Below are 22378 nucleotides of genomic sequence, written 5' to 3' on the forward strand. Positions count from 1 at the left end.
GGTAAGGATATTACTGAATATCCTGATGGAAATGGCAATGAAATAATTGTTCATGCGGAATTAGATTTTGGAAATGGTTTTTTGCAGCTGGGAGCAGCGAATCCGGCATATAAATTGGCCTTGCCGCCAGATGAAGACAATGCGTGTTATTCTTTAGGAATTTAAGTAATTAATGTTGATGAGGTATTTGAAAATGCAGTAGCAAGAGGAGCAAAAGTAAGGGAACCGGTTGAAAGCTTTGTTTTTTAAATCCAAAAAGCCTTATCATAAAAAACTCATTTATTCTCACTTCATCATAAACACCACCAAAATCAAATCCAAAGCTACCATCCTTAGCTTCCATTCTTGTAAGAAATCTCCCGCCAACCCTTAAATCATTTTCGGCATTTGGCGCATGCCAATCATCAGAAGCATAACACCATTTTGTTATATGCTGTGGCTCCGTCCAATAATTCCACACTTCTCCAACCGGTGTATGAACTGTGGTTTCTACCGTTAAACTCCCTTGGTACATTAGTTCAATTAACTGCTCTTATCATGGGCGGTTTTTCTTTTGTTTAAACTCTTTTCTTAAATATTGTTGCTTTTATAAAAACGTAAAAAGAACTGGGTTTTTATTATAAATCAATATAATTGGAACTGTATTATGAAACCGCGCTTCACTAAGTGATACAAATAGGAGGAGGACACATACTCCTTTTCAAATATTTACTACTTCATGATTGATGCCAACTTGCTCGAATTCAAAATCGGTTTCGATCAGTTTCAATCGGCAAGAGGGCTGATACCGTTTTCGGTACCCTAGCCGTATCTAAGTAAAGCCTGATATTGCTATACTTCTCCATTAATCTCTTGTGCACGCAAATTTGACAAAATCATCAACAGGTTTTTATGGTAATCTCCCTCTACAATCCTTTTCCAAGCACATCTTTCTCGCGATAGATGGATAGAGCTTCTTTGGTATACCAAATATCATTGCTGATCGTATTTTGTACAAAAGTATATATTTTCTCCAAAATGTGGTAAGTTAATAACACTTACTTACAATAATCTTCAAGTAATTAAGGGGAATTGATTATGGGAGGGAAGTTCGTTATGAGAGAAACGGCGATTATTTATTGTGAAGGCAACTTTGGTACGATGGATGGAAAGACGGCAAACGGACTAGTTAGAAATTCAAAGAAATATCAGATTGTCGGCGTGATTGACAGCAAAAAGGCTGGTATCGATGCCGGTGAATATATTGAAGGACAAAAGAACGGAATTCTGGTTTTTTCAAGCCTCGTTCATGCGATTAAATTGTTAGGCAAAGTACCGGAACATTTTATTTATGGAATTGCTCCCGCGGACGCTTTTTTGAAAGAAGATGAAAGGGCTATCATCTTTGAAGCGATGGAACAAGGAATGAATATTGTTAATCCTTTGCAGCAGTTTTTCACTGATGATGAGGACTTTGTCAAGTCTGCTGCTGAAAATAATGTTCAAATGCTTGATATCAGAAAACCGCCTGAGAAAGAGGATATGGGCATATTTTCAGGACAAATTTTCAATGTTCCAACGCCAGTTGTTGCAGTACTCGGTACGGATGGCGCAATTGGTAAAAGAACAACATCGGTTCTACTGGTAAAGGCACTCATTGATCAAGGATATAACGCTGCCTTCGTGGCAACAGGGCAAACGGGACTCATACAAGGGGCGAAATATGGTGTTGCCATTGACGCAATCCCGTTTCAGTTTATGATCGGTGAAATTGAAAAAGAGGTTGTCAAAGCTTACGAAAATGAGCACCCTGACATCATCGTTATTGAAGGACAAGGTGCGATGAGCCATCCGGCATATATTAGCTCCTGCGGCATTATTAGGGGGGCGCGGCCTGGGGCCATCATCGTTCAGCATGCTCCCAAGCGGGAAAACCTGGGCGACTTCGACTTTATGAAAATGCCTAAGCTGGAAGATGAAATCGAACTGATCGAAATGTTCTCAAAGTCACAGGTCATCGCGATTACAATTAACCATGAGAATATGTCGGATAATGAGATAGATGCTGCTGTTGCCGAATATGAACAACAATTCAAGATTCCGGCGACGGACGTCCTTAAGCATGGCTGCGACAAGCTAATCGCAAGCATTGTGGAAAGATATCCGGAATTGAGCAAGAAAGCGAATCAGGTAACTGTAGAATGATTGAGCCGGTTACCCCTAGAATTGAGATTGATCTTGCGAAAATTGCACATAATGCAACCGAACTGAAACAATTATACAATTCAAAAGGCATCGGAATCATGGGAGTAACCAAGGTTGTTTGCGGCAGTTATACGATTGCGGAAGTTCTGGTCAACAATGGTATTCATACGCTTGCTGACTCTAAGATACAAAATTTGAAGATCTTGCGTGAAGCAAAGATCAGAGCACAGCTGGTATTGTTGAGAACACCGGCTTTAAGTGAAATAGACATGGTCATTCAATATGCTGATATCAGTATGAATACGGAGTTGTCTGTCATCAAAGCCCTTTCAGTATCTGCGACAAAATACGATACCCTACATAAAATCATTCTGATGATTGAATTGGGAGATTTGCGGGAAGGAATTATGCCGGATGATATAGAGGAATTCATTCGGAAAGTATTGGGACTTCCGGGAATTGAGATCGTTGGTATTGGAGCCAGCTTTGCATGTTTTGGAGGTGTCAAACCAAGCGAGCAGAATATGAAGCAGCTTTCGTTGCTTTCGATCGAAATTGAAAATAAGTTTTCACTGCCTCTTTCTTTTGTTTCGGGGGGGAATTCGGCTAATTTCGATTGGTTTATAGCTACTGAAAGCACTGGCAACATCAATAATGTAAGATTAGGCGAATCGATATTTCTGGGATGCGAGCCACTTGAAAGAAAGGTTATTCCAGGGTTATATACAGATGCGTTTACATTCGTCGCTGAAGTAATAGAAGTGAAAATAAAGCCATCCGAGCCTTATGGGGAACTAGGTCAGGACGCTTTCGGAAATCGTCCCAAATTTCAGAATCGCGGACTGATGAGACGTGGTATCCTTGGCGTTGGTTCTCAGGATGTGCTCGTAACCGGATTGCAGCCGGAAGATGACATTGACATTCTTGGCTCCAGTAGCGATCATACCATTCTTGATTTGAAAAGGACAGATTTGAAAGTAGGGGACGAGGTAAGATTCTCTCTCAACTACGGGGCATTGCTTTCTGCTATGACTTCCCCATACGTATTCAAGCAATATACTAGCTTGCAGTGAGCCGTCATATTGGCAGGACAAATATCATGCAAGCAGTAAATGGTGGAATCTGATGGTACTTTCCGTCCAGATGACAAGGATATACCAGCGTGGGCGAAAAATAGTGTTGCTTTCGTGAAGCAAGCAGGGATTGTACAAGGTAAAGGCAATAACTAATTCGCTCCTCAACACCACGCTACAAGAGCAGAGACCATAACGGTTCTGCTGAACATCTTGGCACATATGAGCAAGCAAGTAGTCATCATCGTACAAATGTGTACTTGTTAAATAAGAAGGGAGTAGTAGTCACGCTCCCTTCTTATTTTTGCTTGAAATTGTCGAAAGGTATCTAAACAGTCAGCAACTAACACATGTAGAGTATCTAATATTGATAGTTCAAAATAAATGAGCTTTAACAGTAGAGCTCATTTATTTGCATTGAGTATTCTTATATTGAAATGAGAAGCAAACTATAGCTGAGTGAATCATTGTTCTGTCTTATCGAACTACTTTATCCGCTCCTCTAAGCTATGATCTGATATACTTGTATAATTTACCAATCGAGGTTCTTCCGTATTCCTATCTTGCGTAAGGTGCTCCGGAATAGGATTTTGGTCACGAGATTTCCAAAAATCCATCTATAAATGAAGTCGGGAGTGTTCATCACGGTCAGCAGGGAAACGGCCTTAATATTCAGGAGCAAGTAGTTTCAGGGAGAGTGTACGCATGATCGGGAATATATTGACGTACACACGGTTTTCTACTCACAAGAATACGCGATTTCATTATTCTGAGCCACAGTTCAAAGGTGACCATCCTGTATATCAATGTGACTTCCAAATCCAGTTCGGATATGTTTACTTCATACGGCTTCAATGTAAAGCATGTGAAAATTCCGAACGGGATCATGCATATTGACCTTTTAGGTAAACATAGTTATAATAAAATTGACCTAATAGGTAAAGTGTAAATATAAATAAAGGTTATTATCATGATTTCAAAAGTTTTGAATCTGAAATCCAAAAGAAGGGCAAGGAGTCTATATGTGGTCCCATGAGACCATCTTTCGGAGATCCCAAGCTTTTTCCTGTGATAGTTGAGAGGTTGTTGCAGGCCTCACCTGATTCTTTTGGGCTGCTATCTACACTGATGATTCCAGAGCATGAGAAAAATAACTACTGGAGGTCTTGATACAGCGATGAAAGATTATACAAACAAACACCAAGGTAATAATTCCCTAGACAGTGGATCGCCGATTGGAAGTTTCTACAACGTGGAAGGACGTGACTTGTTACTCGACTGTTCTGGGACTGGAAGTCCAGCAGTAGTATTTATACCGGCATCCGGCATGGTCGGACTTGATTATTTAAATATCCACAATAAAATTAGTCAGCGTACAACATCAGTGATCTATGATCGAGCGGGAACGGGCTGGAGCGATCAAGTTAAGCTACCTCGAAGTGCCCTCGAGGTCACTGATGAATTGCGGAGTCTTTTGCATACCGCTGGTGTACCTGCTCCCTTTCTGTTCGTCGGCCACTCGTTGGGTGGAATATACTCACGGCTGTACGCCCAACGATTTCCAGATGAGGTAGCCGGAATGCTTCTGCTAGAACCAGCTCATGAGGACTTTCTCACCAATACACCAAAGTTAAAGAAGCGATACCTTCTTCAGCAGGGTTTTGCAATCCTTCGGACACTCCTAACTTACAAGCAGCTCTTTCGTGGTTTATTCGAGCAGATGTTTGCAAAGTGGCCAGATTCGATACGTGAACCGCTGATTGAATATCATGTCAGGACATTATCGAAAACGATTACCGAAAGGAAAAACTTGAACAGCGAGCTCTATAACGAAGTCCGTAAAGGAGGAAACATGCCGGATATTCCGTTGATTGTGTTTACAGCGATGGGGATCGACCCATTCATGACTCCGCTCATGAGTAAATCATTCCTGCGTGAGACTATTGATCCATTCAATAATGTAAAAAGTACGATCTATACAAAATTAGCAAATTCAGTTCCACGTGGGGAGCATCGTATTCTCGAAAATGCTGGACATACTACGATCCACACGGATTGTCCAGACAAAGTGATCGAAGCGATCTGGAACTTACTCGATGTTGTAGACAGGTCAGGAAGTAAATTGAATTAATTCCTTTCACATTTGGTATTTTTTGCTTAACAGATCTTTCAATCCTGTAGAGACTTTGATTTGAGGGGCTTTTTGTTATTGAAAACTGGTGAATCGTTTCGTGATGTCCAAATCCAGTTTGGATATGAATGCTTCATAAGGCTTCAATGTGAAGCATGTGAAAATGCTGAACGGGATGATGCGTATTGATCTTAAAGGTAAATGAAATTATAATATGATTGACCTAGGGGGTAAAATATAAAAATATATAAAGGTGGTTATCACGATTTCAAAAATTTTGAATCTGGAATCCAAAAGAAGAGAAGCTATTTTAAATGCAGCATTAAAGGAATTTGCCACGAAGGGATTTGATGATGCCTCGACAAATGTTATTGCAAAAGAGTCTGGAATTTCAAAAGGGTTAATGTTCCACTATGTAAATAACAAAAAGGATCTTTTTCTATTCCTTTATGATTATTGCACTGACATGATTAATAAAGAATATCTTGATCTAATGAACTTTAACGAAAAGGATATTTTTGAAAGGCTGCGGCAATCATATCTTCTCCAGATTGAGTTACTGCAAAAGCATCCTTGGATTTTTGAATTTAATAAAATTACTGCCAGCACTAAATCTGATGAAATCAATAAGGAGTTAGAGGAAAGAATTAACGAGAAACAATCAACATGCCATGTATCAATGTTTGATATAGTTGATGAATCTAAATTCAGAGAAGGGCTGAACGTTGAAAGATGCAAACAGCTTATTTTTTGGGCGAATATTGGTTTTACAAATCAGATACTGGAGGATATTAGAAACTCAGAAATCACTGAATTGGATTATGATAATATTCTTGCAGAACTTGATGGTTACCTTAATGAACTCAGGAAAACCTATTATAAATAGAAATTAATTATCGGCATATTAAATGTGAAAGGGAAAACATAATGACCTAAACACCAAATTAAGGAGTGATAACGTGAAAGGATTTGAAGATCCTGTGATCGTCGAATTCCCTTTAAGAGGAGAGTGGATGGCACCAAATACTCCAGGGAAGAAGGTTCCAAGTCATGGAACTGACCAATTAGGAGAGAGATATGCTTTTGATTTTTTACAGGTTGATCATGAACGAAAAGGGAGGCCTTTTTATAATACAAATTCGTTACGGTATCTCTTCTTTGGTGTTCCTCTAAATAAGACTTATGGCTGGGGTGAAGAAGTGTATGCGCCTTGTGATGGAGAAATTATAAAATCCGAAGATGGTTATCGGGAAAGGGCAAGAGTTCATGTGGTATCTGATTTGTTTATTGCTCTAAAGAATGCTTATACATTTAATCCTGTAAAAGATGGAATACAGACTGTTGCTGGCAATTATATTATTATGAAATGCAAAAATAATGTATATGCCGCATTTGCACATTTGAAAATGGGGTCAATTGCTGTTTCAGTTGGTCAAAGCGTGAAAAAGGGCCATATTTTAGGAAAAGTAGGGCATTCCGGTAATTCAACTGCGCCACATCTGCACTTCCAGCTTATGGACAGTAGTAATTTACTCTCAGCAAAGGGTATCCCATGTGCTTTTGAGAGGTATGATGTATTTCAAGACGGGAAATGGAAAACAGTATATAAAGGAGTTCCTTCAGATAAGGAAAGAATCGGATTTAATAAATGAATTGGCATTTCTCAAATGACAGGGATGTAAATCCATGGAGTCTATATACCATTCAAGTCCACGATTAGTTTCGAGGGATTTTTATTTTGTCGGATTGGCTAGGGGAAGATGAACCCCGATGGGTTCGCTCGCGCGGGGAGAGATGAGTACGCTTCCTCCATAATTCACAAACAAAAACATCTTCTATTACACCATGGTTTTCCTCTCGCCAGACCATATTTAGGTCTCTACATCTAGATATTCACTTTCCTCAAGTGAAGTTTCCATCTTCGAATACGAAAAATGAAATCCTTCTTGCAGCTATAGGTTCATTCAAGTCGCGATTCATGCAATACAGACTATTTAAATGGCTATATCCATGTTGGATAAAAAATTGATTGTTAGCTGTTTCTGTCGAATCATTACCGACACAAAGTATTGTTCCGTATTCTTTAGGCAGAGATTCTTTTAATTGGTTGGCTCTTAAGAAAAGGTATTGATAAACTTTGTCAAGTAGATCAACGTCATTTTCTCTTTCAGGTATCGTTTTAAGATTGACGTATATGGAATGATTGCTTTCTTTTGAACGACCGGAAGGGACAATATTAATGATGCTTATTTGACCCTTGGCGACGATTTTTCCATTTTCAAATGCACAATAGACGTTACTCCAATTATCTTCGTCGCCGACCCACCAAAAAGTTGCATTTTCTTTTGCTCTAACTGACTGATATAACTCGCCAAGCAATGGCATGTCTTCCTTTTGGAAATGACGGATTGAAATCTCAATGGATGATTGGCTCACAACAAACTCCTCCTTTAACTGTTATTACCATTTACGTTATCACACCCTATTACTTGTATCAATATATTTTACCTCTATAATTATTCTTTCCGCCACCGTCATAATCTTGGCAAGTTTTCTATTGATCAGTAGTTAAGCTATGTGGAATGCGTGGTAATGATATATCGGTGAGATTAAATTTAGCTAGATGTTTGTTGCTTCTTATGAACAATCACAGCGCATCGATTACCTTCTGCTAAGAATTTATGGAAGAGGATTAATCCAATCTTATTGAAGAAAGTCCCTTGAACGTATCTTTCTTTTTTTTATCAGCAACAGGATTGTCAAGATAATAATAGACCCAACTACGACTAACAAATATTGAACAGAAATGAAAGCAAGTCCGTTTTCCTCTTCCGTAAAGTTAAAAATAGCACGTTCATCATTGTTCATAATAAATCGAGATGACATAAGATATCCCATATGAAACCCTATACTGGCCCAAAGGTTTTGGAAATACCATGTGATTAGCAAAAGTGCAATTCCAAAGGAGAATATCAAAATCACGTAACTGGTCGTGATTTCATTAGTGGGCATACCAAACATTTTCTGTATATAGAACATGGTTACTGGTGATGCAAGGAAGAGGAAAGCAGATCCAAATAAAACGATCCAATTCGTCCATTTCTCTTCAAGTACTTTTGAAAGAAACCCTCTAAAAACAATTTCTTCTGGTAAGGCTTCATAAAAGAAAGCAACTACAAAGGTAAACAAAATCATCCCTAAAACATCCTTACTCCAATGAATGGTGACATTATCAATGTCATTCATTTTCACAAGGAGAAAAAAACCTATTAATGATATACAAATGACCACAAAGAAAACAAAAAACATGGTACTTACTCCACGTATAGTAGTGGAAATCCTCATTTTCTTAAATATTTCTTTATCCCAACGTCTTTTACCCAGTAGATAAACTATCGGAATGACAATAGCAGAGGTAACAATGGCCTGAACAAGCTTTTCACCGTTAGCATATTCAGTAGGAATAAGTTCACCTACCCATATCGCAACAGGGACAGCGATTGTAAAAACCAACCAACCTAATAAAAGATATAAAATCCGATTTCTTCCTGTATTCATACGAGAACCCTGCCTTTGACTTGATAGTATTTATGCACGGAAACTAACTTACTACCTTTAAACCAATAATCATAAAAATAATTCCAAGGATGCAAAAGATTCTTAATGCATTTTTAGGCTCTTTATAAAATAGAATACCGACTATCGTAGAGCCTAACGTTCCAATTCCCGTCCAAATTGCGTAAGCTGTCGACAAAGGAATAACTTCCATTGCATAACTCAAAAAAGTGAAACTGACGATAAATCCGCCTATTAAAATGGCATTGTTTTTAAAATTGTTTTTTTCGGAAACCTTTTTGACGCCAATGACGCCTATGATTTCAAAGAGCCCTGCGATAATAAGATAACCCCATGCCATTTAAGCGTCCCCTTTCTTTACGGTGCCGTCCGAAAACTTCAACCCGATGATAAACCCAGCTAATAATAGAATTAATAAGATTTTTATCAACTTAAACGGTTCCTGGAAATAGAACATATCAACGAGTATTGTCCCGATTGTCCCAATCCCTGTAAAGATAGCATATGCAGTTCCAATCGGAACTTTTTTAGTTGCCCGGATAAGTAAGTCGAAGCTAAGAAAAATTGCAAGCAAAGTAAGAATCCCCATCGAGTTAGTTTTAAGCCCTGTTGCCCAGTAAATTTCAATGAGACCCGCAATAATCAAAAAGATCCACGCCATGCCTTCTGAGATTTCTTTTTTCTGTTTCTTCGTAGAAGGACTATCGTGATTTGAAACCTTTTCAGATACTATTGCATCCTCTTTTATTTTAGAGACCTTCTCTTTCCTTGGAAATAAAGTATAGGAAAATCCCCAAATGACATGAACGAAAAGGACCGTAATCCAAATGGCACTAATCGAATTTACCAATTCATTCTTATAGAAACTAATATCTTTACGCAAAACCCAATCCATTATGTGCGCTAAGTAGGAACCACTAGGCAATTCCGATCTGGGGACTAAGCCGAAGATAAAGATACATACTGCATGAGCAAAGATGAAAATGCTCAAATGAATATATACATACTGCCTTTCGGATTGCGCATGTTTAGATCCGAATTTTTCAGGTGTCATGTGTATCCCCTTTCCAAAAGTGTATTAATAATCATTGGATTTTTAATACATTCAACTTACTTAAAACAACAATAGCATATTAATTTTATTTAATACAAGTGTATTTTTTAATTGCATAAAGAGAATTATTTGATAAACTAACAGTATGCCTAAAATTGTAGATCATGAAGAACGTAAAAAGCGCATTGCAGAGGCAATGTGGCGAGTCATCTTGGATAAAGGAATGGAAGGGGCGACTGTACGAAATATAGCGGAGGAAGCAGGGCTCTCCCTTGGGGCACTGCGTTATTATTTTCAAACCCAAGATGATTTGCTGGTCTATGCAATGGAGCTCGTAATCAATCGGGCGAATGCTCGAATTAAGGTTGTCATACAACGAGATTTACCGCCAAAGGAAAGAGTTATCGCTACATTGCTGGAATGTGTACCCGTGGATACAGAATCGCTTGCAGAAATGTCAGTATGGTTTGCATTCAAAGCACATATAAAGCATCGCAACTCTACATTGGATGCTCCTAATGATGGATTATTAGAAGGTATGCAAAAACTCATTAGCTATTTGCATACGATGGATTTATTAAAGATAGATCTTAATCTCGATCTTGAAGTTGAGCGGCTCTATGCATTGATTGATGGTATTGCCATGCATGCTCTACTTGATCCAGAGCGGTTGAATAGTGACCGCGTCATCAAAACAATTCACTATCATATTAATTCTATTTGTAACAAGTGATTTTGTGCTGTTTTTTGTAAGTATAACTGGTCATGTGTGAAATTTGAGTTGTTCTTAGAAAAACTGAAGGCATAAAGCTTTCAGTTTTTTTTGTCTCTTTAAAATGTTGACCATTAATTTTTTTATATAGTAATTATTTCATCATATGAAAAATTCATAACAGTAAATTCAAAAAAATGTTCCTAGTTCATACCTACGTAATCAAACTATGAAGCTTTTTATTACATTCACATTATCGGTTAAAATGGACCTCTATGAATAAACCATGCTGTGCAATTTGAGAAGTAGTTGTTTATAATGAAGTTATGGATATCGCAGAAGCGGTGAGCCTACACGAAAGTTTTAAGATCTTGGTTTTAAGGGCTTGGTTTTTAAGGTTTTCCTTTTTAAGGACTTGTTTTGAAATTCCATCATAATTAAGGAGGTTCTACCTATGGCATTCATGATCGCACAGCGAGCATTTATTAAAGTCTACCTGATCACGATGGTGGAGCAGCAACGGGGTTATGGGTATCAAATGCTAGAAGAACTCCGGAGAGATTTCAGCGATTATGGTTACTCTCCTCCACAAAGTGAAATATATCGTGCGCTTCATGAACTAGTGCAAGAAGGGGTATTATATCGGAAGAAGCAATTGAAGGGGAATGATCCCAAAGTTGATTTTCAGGAGATTGTCTTATATCATTTTACAGATGAGGGTAGAGAGAAAGCTGATCTATACAAGAAACAGATCAAGACGGATCTTGATCGTTGTCTTGGAATATTAAACAAAGCTGTAAAGGATAATTATTAATTTTTGTAGGAGGTATTGGAATTGGACGAGCATATGCAGCGTAGATTAGACAAACAAAAAAAACTGTTTAATCAATTAGGGATTCATTTGGATGCCCTTTCGATTCATGAAAAAGCATTCAGTAATAAGCTTAGAGGATATGATCCGGATGAAGTCGATACATTCCTGGACCTTGTGATTAAAGATTATGAACGTTTCTATGCTACGATTGCTGATTTAATGGATAAGTGGCAGGAGCAGCAGATCGTTATGCGTGATATAAAAGCGGGAGCTGCACATGAAACGGTGACGATGCCTAAGATTGATCCGACTCAAATAGAGGATATCGTATTGCAAATGGAACTTAACCTGAAACAATTAAGATCCAAGTTACGACCAGAGCAAGATTTCTACATCGAGTAAGCAATCTACATAAAGAGGAAGTTCAAAAAGTCATCTTTTGATCACGAAGAATAGCAAGAGGCCTATTCGACATCGAAGATTGAATTCAGCCGGTCTTTCCGGTGCTCACGTAGGTACTGCAGGTGTAGGCTTCCGAAGTCGTTTTCTACGAAAACGTGTAGCTCCGCTCCTCACTCCCTTGCTTCATCCCATCTTCTGAGGCGTTTGGAAGAAACGCAGCATCGTAAGCATACACTTTAGTGCTGAAAATCTGACTTTTTGAACTCGAACTTACATGCTAACAAGTAAAAATTAACGTTAATATGATCAAAATACCGTCATTCATTTGACGGTATTTTTTTTATAATAAAGATATATTACAGGATGCTAATTCAAAACAAGCGAGGTGTTTGACATGGCGCAGGATATTGAAGTTATAACGAAGAAGCCACCTGCAGGGAGAAAACGTAAAGTTTATTCGCTGCAACGAGGAGAAACCCTGGCGGGATTCCTATTCGTAAGTCCTATGTTAATCGGGGTGTCCATACTGGTGCTCTTGCCGATTATTGCTACGATGATTCTAGGGTTCGCTGACTGGAACTTCGTACAGGGTTGGAATGGAATCAAATGGGTTGGGTTCGGGAACTTCAGTAAATTGCTTGATGATCCACTGTTTATTAAATCAGTTCGTAACACGTTTCTATTTCTGCTGACCGTGCCTACGTATATGATCATTTCTATGGTGCTTGCGATATTAATTGATAAGCAAGTATATTTTAAGTCGTATTTTAAAGTAGCTTACTTTATGCCTTATATCTCCATGGTTGTAGCAGTAGGGGTTGTGTGGCAAGTGTTATTCCAGCCTTCCTATGGCCCTATTAACGAGATGCTAAAGTCCATTGGGATTGCTAATCCGCCGAAATGGATTGCTGATCCAAACTTTGCGTTGATCTCCATCATGATGATCTCCGTGTGGATATCGATCGGATTTAATTTGATCATCTACATCGCGGGTCTGCAGTCTATTCCGAAGGATTTATATGAAGCTGCTGATATTGATGGGGCGAACGGCTGGACAAAGTTTATACGGATTACATTCCCGTTGTTATCCCCAACGTCATTCTTCCTTATGGTGACTGGGATTATATCAACGTTTAAAGTATTCGACCTGATTGCTATTATGACACAGGGTGGACCGATCGGTTCGACTACGATGATGGTGTGGTACTTGTACGATACCGCTTTTGTAAATTTGAAGATTGGATATGCGTCGTCTATTGCGACAGTCCTGTTCGGATTCGTCATGTTAATTACGTTATTACAATGGATTGCTCAGAAGAAATGGGTCAACTATTAACAGACCACAGAGGAAGGAGAGAAAAGCATGAATGTACAATCTGGAATTGATTGGCGCAAAGCAGTCATGACAGCTATCATGTTTGTTATCAGTATATTATTCCTGTTACCTTTCATTTGGATGTTAATGACTTCATTCAAAATGGAGACAGATGTATTCACTTATCCTATTCAATGGATTCCACAGACTTGGAATGCGATCGAGAACTATAAAGAAGTATGGTTTGGAGATTATCCATTCTACCTATATTATTGGAACTCTATTAAAATAAGTATCCTTACGACGATAACCTCTTGTCTTGTATCCGCTTTGGCGGCATACGGTTTCTCGAAAATTCATTTCGCCGCAAGTAATGGGTTGTTTATGATTGTACTTGTTACCTACATGATTCCAAGCCAGGCGATTCTAGTACCACAGTTCATTCTGTATCGTAATATTGGATTGTTTGATAGTCATCTCGGTTTGATCATTATTGGAAGCTTTAGTGTGCTAGGGACATTTATGCTCAGACAGTTTTTTATAGGCATTCATCAAGAATTTATAGAGTCTGCAAAATTAGATGGTGCCGGGCATTTTCGAATCTTTTATTCCATTGGATTACCACTTGTAAAGCCTGCAGTGGCGACTTATGCTATTCTAAGATTTATCTGGACTTGGAATGATTATCAGAATCCGCTTATTTTTCTTAGAACCGACAATCTGTATACACTGCCGTTAGCATTGCAGAAGTTCACTTCGATGAGTGGGGAATTCTATTCACTGATTATGGCTGGAGCTGTATCCGCGATTCTTCCGCTCGTTATCGTATTTATTATCGGTCAGAAAAGTGTTATTGAGGGAATTGCTCTCGGTGGAGTAAAAGGCTAGAGATCCATGAATGGTAAAAATAATTCGAGATAAGTAAATATAGTTTTATCAGTAAATTGAAAGCGCTCTATATAATGTGAAGTGTAGACATTAAACATACCAGGGAGGGTTATAGAATGAAGAAAAGAAAAGTGTTGACAGGGGCAATCGCTGGTGTTCTAATGATTGGTTTGTTATCGGGCTGTGGTGGGTCGAATAATGGTAACAAAGAAGCTAAAGGTACTGCTACCAATACACCTAAAGCCCCAAGCGAAAGTGTGGAAAAAGTAAATCTTCGTTTGTATACTTATGGAACAGAGGAAGCTTACAATTGGAAGCATACATTGAAAGCATATGAAGATGCAACGCCAGGCGTTACGGTTGAACTCATACAACTTAGTGACAAAGGGGATACACAGGAAGCATTAAAGAAACTGGATCTTGAGGCAGCATCTGGTGCAGCTATAGATGTGCTCATGTTCAGTGACCCAGCGGGTTATGCACAACGTGTAGCGCTAGGTATGGCGGAACCTTTGGATGATTTCATTGCTAAGGATGGCTACAAAGAAGCGGAAGAATATAAAGTAGACACTAGTCTGGATGGAAAAGTGTATGCACTCCCTGGTAAATTCAATCCATGGTATGTATTGCTCAATAAGAATCATCTCGACGAAGTAGGGCTTGCCGTTCCAACCGATTGGACATGGGATGAGTATGCAGACTATGCCAAAGCATTAACCAAGGGAGAAGGAGCTGCGAAACGGTACGGTACTTACTTCCATGGTCCACAAGCAGGTGGCTGGATGGAATTCTTAAAGTTGAAAATGGAGAACCAACCTCAGGATGCAGATTATCTCAAAGCGGATGGTTCATCTAATCTAGATAATCCCCTGTTCAAAGAAACACTTGAATTAAGAGTAAGAATGGAGAAGGAAGATCAATCTTCGGTTCCTTATTCAGATATGATCTCGCAAAAGTTAGCTTATCGGACACAATTCTTCAATGAATCTGCTAGTATGCTCACGATCGGAAGCTGGATGAATACCGAAATTGGGGGTACGGAAAAGGTTCCACTTAACTTTAATATAGCCGTTGCTCCTTTCCCTAAGAATAAACCGGGAGATCCAACAGGCTTAACGCCAGTTACAACGGATTATGTCGCAGTCGGTGCGAAATCCAAACATAAAGAAGAAGCTTATAAATTCGTTCGTTGGTATACAACGGAAGGACAGATTGTACAAGGTAAGAATATTCCAGCATGGAGCCAAGTGAAGACGGAGCAAGTGGAAGGTATCATCGATACCATTCTAGCGGGTACTAAGAACCCAGAGAAAGTCGATAAGAAAACATTGGTAGACACATTGGTTGTTTCGAAAGCATCGGCAATCGTTCCACCATCCTCCTATCAAAATGAAGTATTCAAAGCTGTGAATGATGAATATGAGAAACTAATTCTGGGGAATCAAGATATTGATGCCACTGTGAAAGCTTCTCAAGAACGTGTGCAACAAATTATTGACGCTAACAAAAAATAATTTGGTATAATGGACCCATCAATGGGGGCGGAGTTCCCGCCCCCATTTTTTCGTATAGGGGGGGCGGAATAACAATGATTCATTGGATCAGAAGATGGGCTCCTAAATCTATTCGTCATAAGCTAATTATAGCTTCTATTACTTGTATTGTTGTTCCCGCTGTGTTCACACTATTGATCTACAATTCCTTAACACAAGAAGCTGTGAAACAGCAGGCTCTGGCTAATGCGGAGGATTCCCTGCAACTTGTAAATAAATCGGTAAGTAACCTGTTTGATAATATGTTGAAGACAGTGAACTATATCCAAGTGAACTCAGGAATGACAACTTACTTTAAGCAGGTAGTATCAGGCCATATGGATGGAAGTCCTTACACTAAATTTATGGAAGCGAACCGGATCTTGGAGCAGCTGGACAGCTTAACTGTTGGTGGTGTGAAAAGTTACGTAACGGTATTGCTGACGAATGGTTCATATTACATGAATTATCCCGTAAGCGATTACAACCCAGTGGATATTGTAAACGAATCATGGTTCAATCATCTCCAGGAATTGACAGGTTTACAATCGTATTGGATTGGTGCTGAACCGACCTCTTTTAAATACGATAAGTTCGATCATCCCTATCAGGTTTCCGTTGCTCGGACACTGAGACTTGCTAATTCCGAGATTTATGGATATGTCGTGGTTACAGTAATGGAGGATCAGATTAGTTCAATTCTGGGTAGTTTATCTGCGGGGAGTGAGATCCAGCTGGTAGACGATGCTGGGGTCATCGTTTCGAAACTGAATGATAAGGAGATTGGAACTAAATTCACTTATTTGGACCAATCTAATCTTAACGAGTCATCATCGATGATTAAGGTCAACAACAATAACTACCTATTATCACAGCAGCAGATCTCATATGCTGGTTGGTCGCTTGTGCTGTTGCAACCCTATAATGAAGCTACTGTAAACATCAGTTCGATTTTTAACCGAGTATTTATCTTTCAGATATCTTCATTCGTAGTTTTTCTAGTATTGCTTATTGCGCTCGTTAGAGCATTTACGAAGCCACTAGTTCGATTAGGAAAGGTTACATCGGCGGTGCAGAGGGGCAATTTGCAGTTACGCTCAGGTGTTCGCGGCAATGATGAGATCGGACATCTTGGAATTATGTTCGATCAGATGCTGAATGTAGTTCAAGAAATGATTACAGAAGTTTCAGATACGCAAGCGCGTAAAAGAAAAGCGGAGCTAAAAATGCTTCAGGCTCAAATTAACCCTCACTTTCTGTTCAATGTGCTTAATTCTATTCGGATGAAGGTCATGAAACGGGGTGACCCTGAGAGTGCACAGATGATAGGTTCATTATCCATGCTTCTTAGAATGACCATTAGCCGTGAGGAAGATGAAATTCATCTACATGAAGAGGTCGATCTGGTCACACATTATATGGCTCTAATGAATATGAGACAGAAGGAAGAAGTGAAGATTGAGCTAAATATTGCCCCTGAGGCTTTTTTGATCAAAGTACCCCGTCTCTTCCTTCAACCGATTGTCGAGAATGCTATGATTCATGGGCTGAATCAGCAAGCAGGAACGATCCGTATTTCTGCAACGATGGATCAACAGAATCTGATTCTAACCGTTGAGGATAATGGAATGGGAATGGACTCCATCGCATTAGCTCGTCTTGTCGATAAATTAACAGTTGTTGAATCAGAGGTTCTTAACAAGGGAGAGGCTGTGGGTTCATTCTCTGGAATGGGTCTCCAAAATGTTGTTGAACGTATGAGAATTCTATTCGGGCAAGAGTTCGAAATAACAATCCAAAGCAAAGGTGGAGTAGGAACGGTTATTGAGATGATGATTCCGCAAAGAGGAGGGGAACGGGATGTATAAAATCATGTTAGTAGATGATGATTATCCCGTCATCGAGCTACTATCCGAGACAATCAAGTGGGATGAATTGGAACTTAATCTGATTGGAACTCATGAGAATGGTGTAAGCGCATGGGAGCAGGCACAGGAAGAAATGCCAGATATTCTAATCACAGATATCGGTATGCCGAAGATGAATGGGTTAGAATTGATTACCCGAATCAGAGAAGTGAAACCGGATATACGGATTGTTATACTTTCATGTCATAATGAATTTCAATTTGCTCAGCAAGCGATGAGGTTGAATGTGCAGGACTATCTCTTAAAGGATAGCTTGAATCCGGAGGACTTGGTGCAATTACTTCGCCGATTCAAAACTGGATTAGATGAGGTGTCGCAAGCAGGCTGGGAGCAATCCCGAATGAAGTATTTGTATAGTGAGACGAGGGAACTCCGTAAAGAGCAATATATCAAAAATTTCATTCATCAGCCGCTACTTTCGCCGCAAGAATGGAAGAAGGAAGCATCCGAATATGGGCTGTTCGCGGATTGTGAGTTCTGTTTGCCAGTCATTACTTATTTAGAAGATTATCGACGGATCAAGTATCGTTTCTTGTCAGAACAAACATTGAATTTTGCAGTTATTAATGTGATTAATGAAGTTCTAAATAGTTTAGAGACGAGGGTGCTACATGTTAAATACAATTTTAAAACATCGTTCCTATTATTCACTTATAAACCAACATTGAAAACGAACATTTATGATGAAGTATTCCTAAATCTAGAGGCGATCCAAGCTACTTTACTGAAAGTACTTAAGATCCGGTTTTCTTTCATTACTGGTCACGGTTGTGCTACCCCAGAAAGCCTGAAAATCAGCTTGAATGACATGTTAGGATGCGAGAAGCAGCGCTTCTACTTAGAGCCTGGGGAAATCACGAAGATACAAGCTATAGCGGTATCTGGACTACAGCAGAACATTTTTGACTATTATGATCAGGCTAGTTCAGAACTGCGTGAAGTGTTTCTAGGTAAGAATTCAGATAAAGCCCGTGAAGTAACCGAGAAATGGGTCAGCCTTATTCAGACTGAGATGTATGCTCCTGAGAATGTCAAGGATTGGATGCTGAAGTTGCTACTCGATCTTAAGTTAAAGCTCCACTCGTTGCAATCGATTAAGCCTTCATATTCTGCCGATTCACTGCATAAGGAAATCGTCGATATGGATACATTATCAGAGTTGCGTCTATGGTTAAGTGAACATTTGGAATTTGTTGCGACAGTTAATGGTCCCGGAACTAGCAAACGGGCAGAAGTGATGGAAGCTTGTAGATATGTTTCCCTTCGCTTGAATGTTAGAATTAGCTTGGACGAAGTAGCAGATCATCTCCATTTGAATGCAAGCTATTTCAGTAGGTTATTTAAGAAAGAATCTGGAATCACCTTTATCGAATATGTAACAAGATTAAAGATGGAACGGGCTAAAGAACTACTGGATCAGACGAATTATACGGTTGGGGGAATATGCGAGCTGTTGGGATATGACAACCAAAGTTATTTCATCAAGACATTTAAAACTCATGCAGGTGTTACACCGGTCGAGTATCGGGGATAAGACTTAAATAAATGATAGATTGGTTGGTGGAGAGAATGGAAATGGATATGATGAAGCAGGAATGGGTAGAAGAAGCGTGGCATAAAGCATTGAAGAAGACTCAGCATAACAGTGTGAGAATTGGCTCAGGGTTTCCCCATGCGAGCCAAGGAGGAATGTATGATTCGGCTGAGCCATATTGGTGGACAGCAGGGTTCTGGCCAGGGATGTTATGGCTTCTATACAATGACAGCGGAGATGAATCGTTGAAATTAATCGCTGAGGCATGTGAGGGACGTCTTGATTCTGTATTGAACGATTATGTTCGTCTGGATCATGATCTAGGATTTATGTGGACATTAACGAGTGTTGCTTCCTATAAACTATCAGGCAATGAAGATTCAAAGGTTAGAGCACTGAAAGCTGCTAATTTCCTTGCTGCAAGATTTAATATAAAAGGTAGTTTCATTCGTGCCTGGAATCCATGGTATGAAGGTGAAGACAATTCAGGATATGCCATCATTGATTGTGTTATGAATATGCCTTTACTATTCTGGGCTTCGGAGATTAGCGGTGATCCGCGTTATCGTCATATCGCAGAAGCTCATATGGATATGGTCATGGAACATTTCATCCGTCCAGATGGCTCCGTATATCATATTGTGCGATTCGATCCACACACAGGAGAGGTCATCGAGGGAATTGGTGGTCAGGGTTATGCAGCTGAATCCGCTTGGTCTCGGGGATCAGCATGGGCAATATACGGATTAACATTAGCTTATCATCATACGGGGAAGACGGATTATCTCGAAGCCGCTAAGCGTGTATCTCACTTCTTCTTGACTCGTCTGCCACAGGATCATGTGCCGCATTGGGATTTCCGAGCACCTATGGAAGAACGTCAATATCGGGATTCATCTGCTGGGGCGTGCGCAGCAAGTGGATTGTTGTTGCTTGCTGAGAAAGTGGATGAGGTTGAAGCTGCGGTCTACCGGGATTCAGCCATTCGGATACTGAAATCGTTATACGAGAACTATGGCACTTGGGATGATATGAATGAGGAAGGATTGATTCTTCACGGAACGAGCAACTATCCTCAAGGAACCAACATTGATGTTCCGCTAATTTACGGTGATTATTTCTATGTCGAAGGACTTGCACGATTGAAAGAGAAAGGACCATTTTACTGGGAATAAAACGATGGAAAGGGGGTCTGATCATGAACAATCAATGGGGTATAATTAGCGAGAATCCACTACAAAGTAAGGAGGATTTGCAGGAGGTATTGCGACAAATTGTAGATCCTCTTAAGCCATTTTATAGCGAAGGGAGCTCTAGGTTGAAACTTGGAGTAACCGGAGCTGGTAATCATCCCTTTGTAACAGAGATGGAGGGTTTCTCCAGAGTGTTATGGGGAATGGTTCCGTTGCTAGCAGGTGGAGGGGATAACGAGCTTTGGGAGACATGCCTTGAAGGGATTCGTAACGGTACGAATCCTGAGCATGTAGAGTACTGGGGGGCTGTGAGCGACTATGATCAACGGCTTGTGGAGATGGCTGTGTTCGGTTATGCCTTCGCGCTGATTCCGAACAGAATCTGGGACCCCTTTAATGAGCGGGAGAAATCTAATTTATATGAATGGCTGAACCAGATCAATAGCCATCCTTGTTATGACTGTAACTGGTTGTTCTTCCATGTACTAGTTAATATAGGGTTTCGTAAAGTGGGACTTCCTTACGATAGTGAACAGGTTAATACGAATCTGGCTCGGATAGATGATTTCTATTTAACTGAAGGTTGGTATAGCGATGGGATCGGTGGACATAGCGACTATTACGTTCCCTTTGCCTTTCACTTTTATGGGTTGTTGTATTCACGACTGATGATAGATGAAGATTCTGAGCGGTCGGCTAGATATAAGCAAAGAGCGGTAGTATTCGCCGAGGACTTCATTCAATGGTTTGCAGCGGATGGTTCGGCAGTTCCTTATGGTAGAAGCTTGGCATATCGATTCGCTCATTCGGCATTCTGGAGTGCCATGGTGTACGCAGAAGTAGATGCAATTCCTCTAGGCGTATTAAAGGGGCTTATTCTAAGAAATTTACGATGGTGGTTTAAGCAACCTATATTCTGTGATGTTGGACTGCTTACGATCGGTTATACATATCCTAACATCATCATGGCGGAGAATTATAATTCACCAGGATCACCTTATTGGGCACTGAAGACGTTTCTACCATTAGCACTTCCTGATGATCATCCATTCTGGCATACGGATGAGCTGCCATTACCGAAGTTGAGTGCTTTATCCGTGCAGTCGCCTGCTCATCTTGTTATTTGTCGGCAAGAGGAGACGGATCATATTACAGCTTTTAACAGTGGTCATCTTAGCACCAATGAACATACTCATACCTCGGCCAAGTATGAGAAATTTGCTTACTCCAATGCATTCGGTTTTAGTGTTCCTAGGTCAGAATGGGGACTTGGGCAAGGTGCGTTCGATTCAATGCTCGCTCTAAGCGAAGGAGATAATTTGTATAGAGTCAGAAGGATGAATGAGGAATCTCAGATCGATGACAATGTATTATATTCAAGGTGGAAACCATGGAGAGACGTAGAGATACAGACCTGGATTGTGGCTGGTCTCCCTTGGCATATTCGTATTCATCAAGTATGCACACAAAGAAGTCTAGATGTTGCTGAGGGCGGGTTTGCGTTAGGGAATGAGCTTGACCTTCAGGTGAATGACGACGACGATAGAGTCGGTATTACTGCATCATGTTATCTAGGGAGCAGCGGGATTGTAGGTTTACGTGGTTATGATGTGGCGGAACTTATTTTTCCGCAAGCGAATACGAATATACTGCAACCACGTACTGTTATTCCAACGTTGAAGACGAGCATAGCTCCGGGTACACACTGGCTAATTTCGGCGGTATACGGTGAACCAGGAGGAAGGGGAACGGAAGATCATAGGTTAGATAACCCCAGTGAAATATTGAATGTGCAAATTGAAATGAATAAGATACTTGTAACGACACTTAGTGGAAAGGTGATATCTTGCTAGAAACCATGTATAGTCTTGGTATTACACTATCAATAAACAGACCACGAGTAATCAACGATAATCCGTATTGTGAGATATAAAGTTATTCCACGATAGCGTGGAAGCGCTCTCAATTATTTGGTGAAAAATAGTGACTTATAAAAGAGAGGGGCTATATTATAGTATATTCATTAAGGAATAAATTAATTA

At 39.8% G+C, this 22378-nt stretch carries 20 protein-coding genes and 2 pseudogenes; 17 read left to right on the plus strand and 5 right to left on the minus strand.

The genetic code is table 11. The features are described from left to right. Positions 1–3: 3 nt before the first annotated feature. Positions 4–243: pseudogene (locus tag ACP8HI_RS06475) on the plus strand (VOC family protein); the annotation flags it as partial. Here ACP8HI_RS06475 and ACP8HI_RS06480 read toward each other — a convergent pair. Then, positions 170–514 (minus strand): SRPBCC domain-containing protein, encoded by a 345-nt coding sequence (locus ACP8HI_RS06480; protein WP_438350300.1) that lies wholly within the window; start codon positions 512–514, stop codon positions 170–172. The pseudogene ACP8HI_RS06475 and the gene ACP8HI_RS06480 sit on opposite strands and share 74 nt — an antisense overlap. 581 nt (positions 515–1095) lie before the next feature. Here ACP8HI_RS06480 and ACP8HI_RS06485 point away from each other — a divergent pair. From ACP8HI_RS06485 to ACP8HI_RS06510, 6 genes are all read left to right on the plus strand, one after another. After that, positions 1096–2184 (plus strand): DUF1611 domain-containing protein, encoded by a 1089-nt coding sequence (locus ACP8HI_RS06485; protein ID WP_438350301.1) that lies wholly within the window; start codon positions 1096–1098, stop codon positions 2182–2184. Continuing rightward, positions 2181–3257, plus strand: coding sequence for an alanine/ornithine racemase family PLP-dependent enzyme (locus tag ACP8HI_RS06490; protein WP_438350302.1), 1077 nt, complete (start codon positions 2181–2183; stop codon positions 3255–3257). Before ACP8HI_RS06485 ends, ACP8HI_RS06490 begins: the two co-directional genes overlap by 4 nt. 39 nt (positions 3258–3296) lie before the next feature. Next, positions 3297–3413, plus strand: coding sequence for an S-layer homology domain-containing protein (locus tag ACP8HI_RS06495; protein ID WP_438350303.1), 117 nt, complete (start codon positions 3297–3299; stop codon positions 3411–3413). Between the two features lie 985 nt (positions 3414–4398). Continuing rightward, positions 4399–5388 carry an alpha/beta fold hydrolase gene (locus tag ACP8HI_RS06500; RefSeq protein ID WP_438350304.1) on the plus strand — a complete coding sequence of 330 codons (990 nt, stop codon included), beginning with the start codon at positions 4399–4401 and terminating at the stop codon, positions 5386–5388. 253 nt (positions 5389–5641) lie between these two features. After that, the gene (locus ACP8HI_RS06505; protein WP_438350305.1) at positions 5642–6274 is read left to right on the plus strand and encodes a TetR/AcrR family transcriptional regulator; all 633 of its coding nucleotides are present in this window, start codon (positions 5642–5644) and stop codon (positions 6272–6274) included. Positions 6275–6347: 73 nt separating this feature from the next. Further along, positions 6348–7040, plus strand: a complete 693-nt coding sequence (locus ACP8HI_RS06510; RefSeq protein ID WP_438350306.1) for a M23 family metallopeptidase — start codon at positions 6348–6350, stop codon at positions 7038–7040. Between the two features lie 148 nt (positions 7041–7188). Here ACP8HI_RS06510 and ACP8HI_RS06515 read toward each other — a convergent pair. The 4 genes and pseudogenes from ACP8HI_RS06515 to ACP8HI_RS06530 form a co-directional block, all read right to left on the minus strand. Continuing rightward, positions 7189–7773, minus strand: a pseudogene (locus tag ACP8HI_RS06515) (GNAT family N-acetyltransferase); the annotation flags it as partial. 318 nt (positions 7774–8091) lie between these two features. Continuing rightward, positions 8092–8946 (minus strand): CPBP family intramembrane glutamic endopeptidase, encoded by an 855-nt coding sequence (locus tag ACP8HI_RS06520; RefSeq protein ID WP_438350307.1) that lies wholly within the window; start codon positions 8944–8946, stop codon positions 8092–8094. A gap of 43 nt (positions 8947–8989) precedes the next feature. After that, complete coding sequence (locus ACP8HI_RS06525; protein ID WP_438350308.1) at positions 8990–9304, minus strand: DMT family transporter; 315 nt, start codon at positions 9302–9304, stop codon at positions 8990–8992. Continuing rightward, positions 9305–10018, minus strand: coding sequence for a DMT family transporter (locus tag ACP8HI_RS06530; RefSeq protein WP_438350309.1), 714 nt, complete (start codon positions 10016–10018; stop codon positions 9305–9307). A 145-nt stretch (positions 10019–10163) separates the two neighbouring features. Between ACP8HI_RS06530 and ACP8HI_RS06535 the strand changes: the two genes are divergently transcribed. The 10 genes from ACP8HI_RS06535 to ACP8HI_RS06580 all read left to right on the plus strand — a co-directional run bounded on the left by ACP8HI_RS06535 (position 10164) and on the right by ACP8HI_RS06580 (position 22189). Beyond that, positions 10164–10751: a TetR/AcrR family transcriptional regulator gene (locus ACP8HI_RS06535; RefSeq protein WP_438350310.1), complete on the plus strand. Its 588-nt coding sequence runs from the start codon at positions 10164–10166 to the stop codon at positions 10749–10751. Positions 10752–11184: 433 nt separating this feature from the next. Further along, complete coding sequence (locus tag ACP8HI_RS06540) at positions 11185–11544, plus strand: helix-turn-helix transcriptional regulator (RefSeq protein ID WP_438350311.1); 360 nt, start codon at positions 11185–11187, stop codon at positions 11542–11544. A gap of 21 nt (positions 11545–11565) precedes the next feature. Continuing rightward, on the plus strand, positions 11566–11946 hold the full coding sequence (locus ACP8HI_RS06545; RefSeq protein WP_438350312.1) for a DivIVA domain-containing protein: 381 nt from the start codon (positions 11566–11568) through the stop codon (positions 11944–11946). Between the two features lie 394 nt (positions 11947–12340). After that, entirely contained in the window at positions 12341–13282 is a 942-nt protein-coding gene (locus tag ACP8HI_RS06550) for a carbohydrate ABC transporter permease (protein ID WP_438350313.1), read from the plus strand. Between the two features lie 27 nt (positions 13283–13309). Next, positions 13310–14149 (plus strand): carbohydrate ABC transporter permease, encoded by an 840-nt coding sequence (locus ACP8HI_RS06555; RefSeq protein ID WP_438350314.1) that lies wholly within the window; start codon positions 13310–13312, stop codon positions 14147–14149. Positions 14150–14265: 116 nt separating this feature from the next. After that, positions 14266–15663, plus strand: coding sequence for an ABC transporter substrate-binding protein (locus ACP8HI_RS06560; RefSeq protein ID WP_438350315.1), 1398 nt, complete (start codon positions 14266–14268; stop codon positions 15661–15663). A 74-nt stretch (positions 15664–15737) separates the two neighbouring features. Next, positions 15738–17549, plus strand: a complete 1812-nt coding sequence (locus tag ACP8HI_RS06565; RefSeq protein WP_438350316.1) for a sensor histidine kinase — start codon at positions 15738–15740, stop codon at positions 17547–17549. After that, positions 17542–19143 (plus strand): response regulator transcription factor, encoded by a 1602-nt coding sequence (locus ACP8HI_RS06570; protein ID WP_438350317.1) that lies wholly within the window; start codon positions 17542–17544, stop codon positions 19141–19143. The genes ACP8HI_RS06565 and ACP8HI_RS06570 overlap by 8 nt, the downstream gene beginning before the upstream one ends. An 11-nt stretch (positions 19144–19154) precedes the next feature. Beyond that, positions 19155–20318: a glycoside hydrolase family 88 protein gene (locus tag ACP8HI_RS06575; protein ID WP_438350318.1), complete on the plus strand. Its 1164-nt coding sequence runs from the start codon at positions 19155–19157 to the stop codon at positions 20316–20318. 23 nt (positions 20319–20341) lie between these two features. Beyond that, entirely contained in the window at positions 20342–22189 is a 1848-nt protein-coding gene (locus ACP8HI_RS06580) for a DUF2264 domain-containing protein (protein WP_438350319.1), read from the plus strand. The last annotated feature ends 189 nt before the right edge of the window (positions 22190–22378 follow it).

The sequence above is a fragment of the Paenibacillus sp. FA6 genome, assembly GCF_051550225.1.
Lineage (GTDB): Bacteria > Bacillota > Bacilli > Paenibacillales > Paenibacillaceae > Paenibacillus_AQ.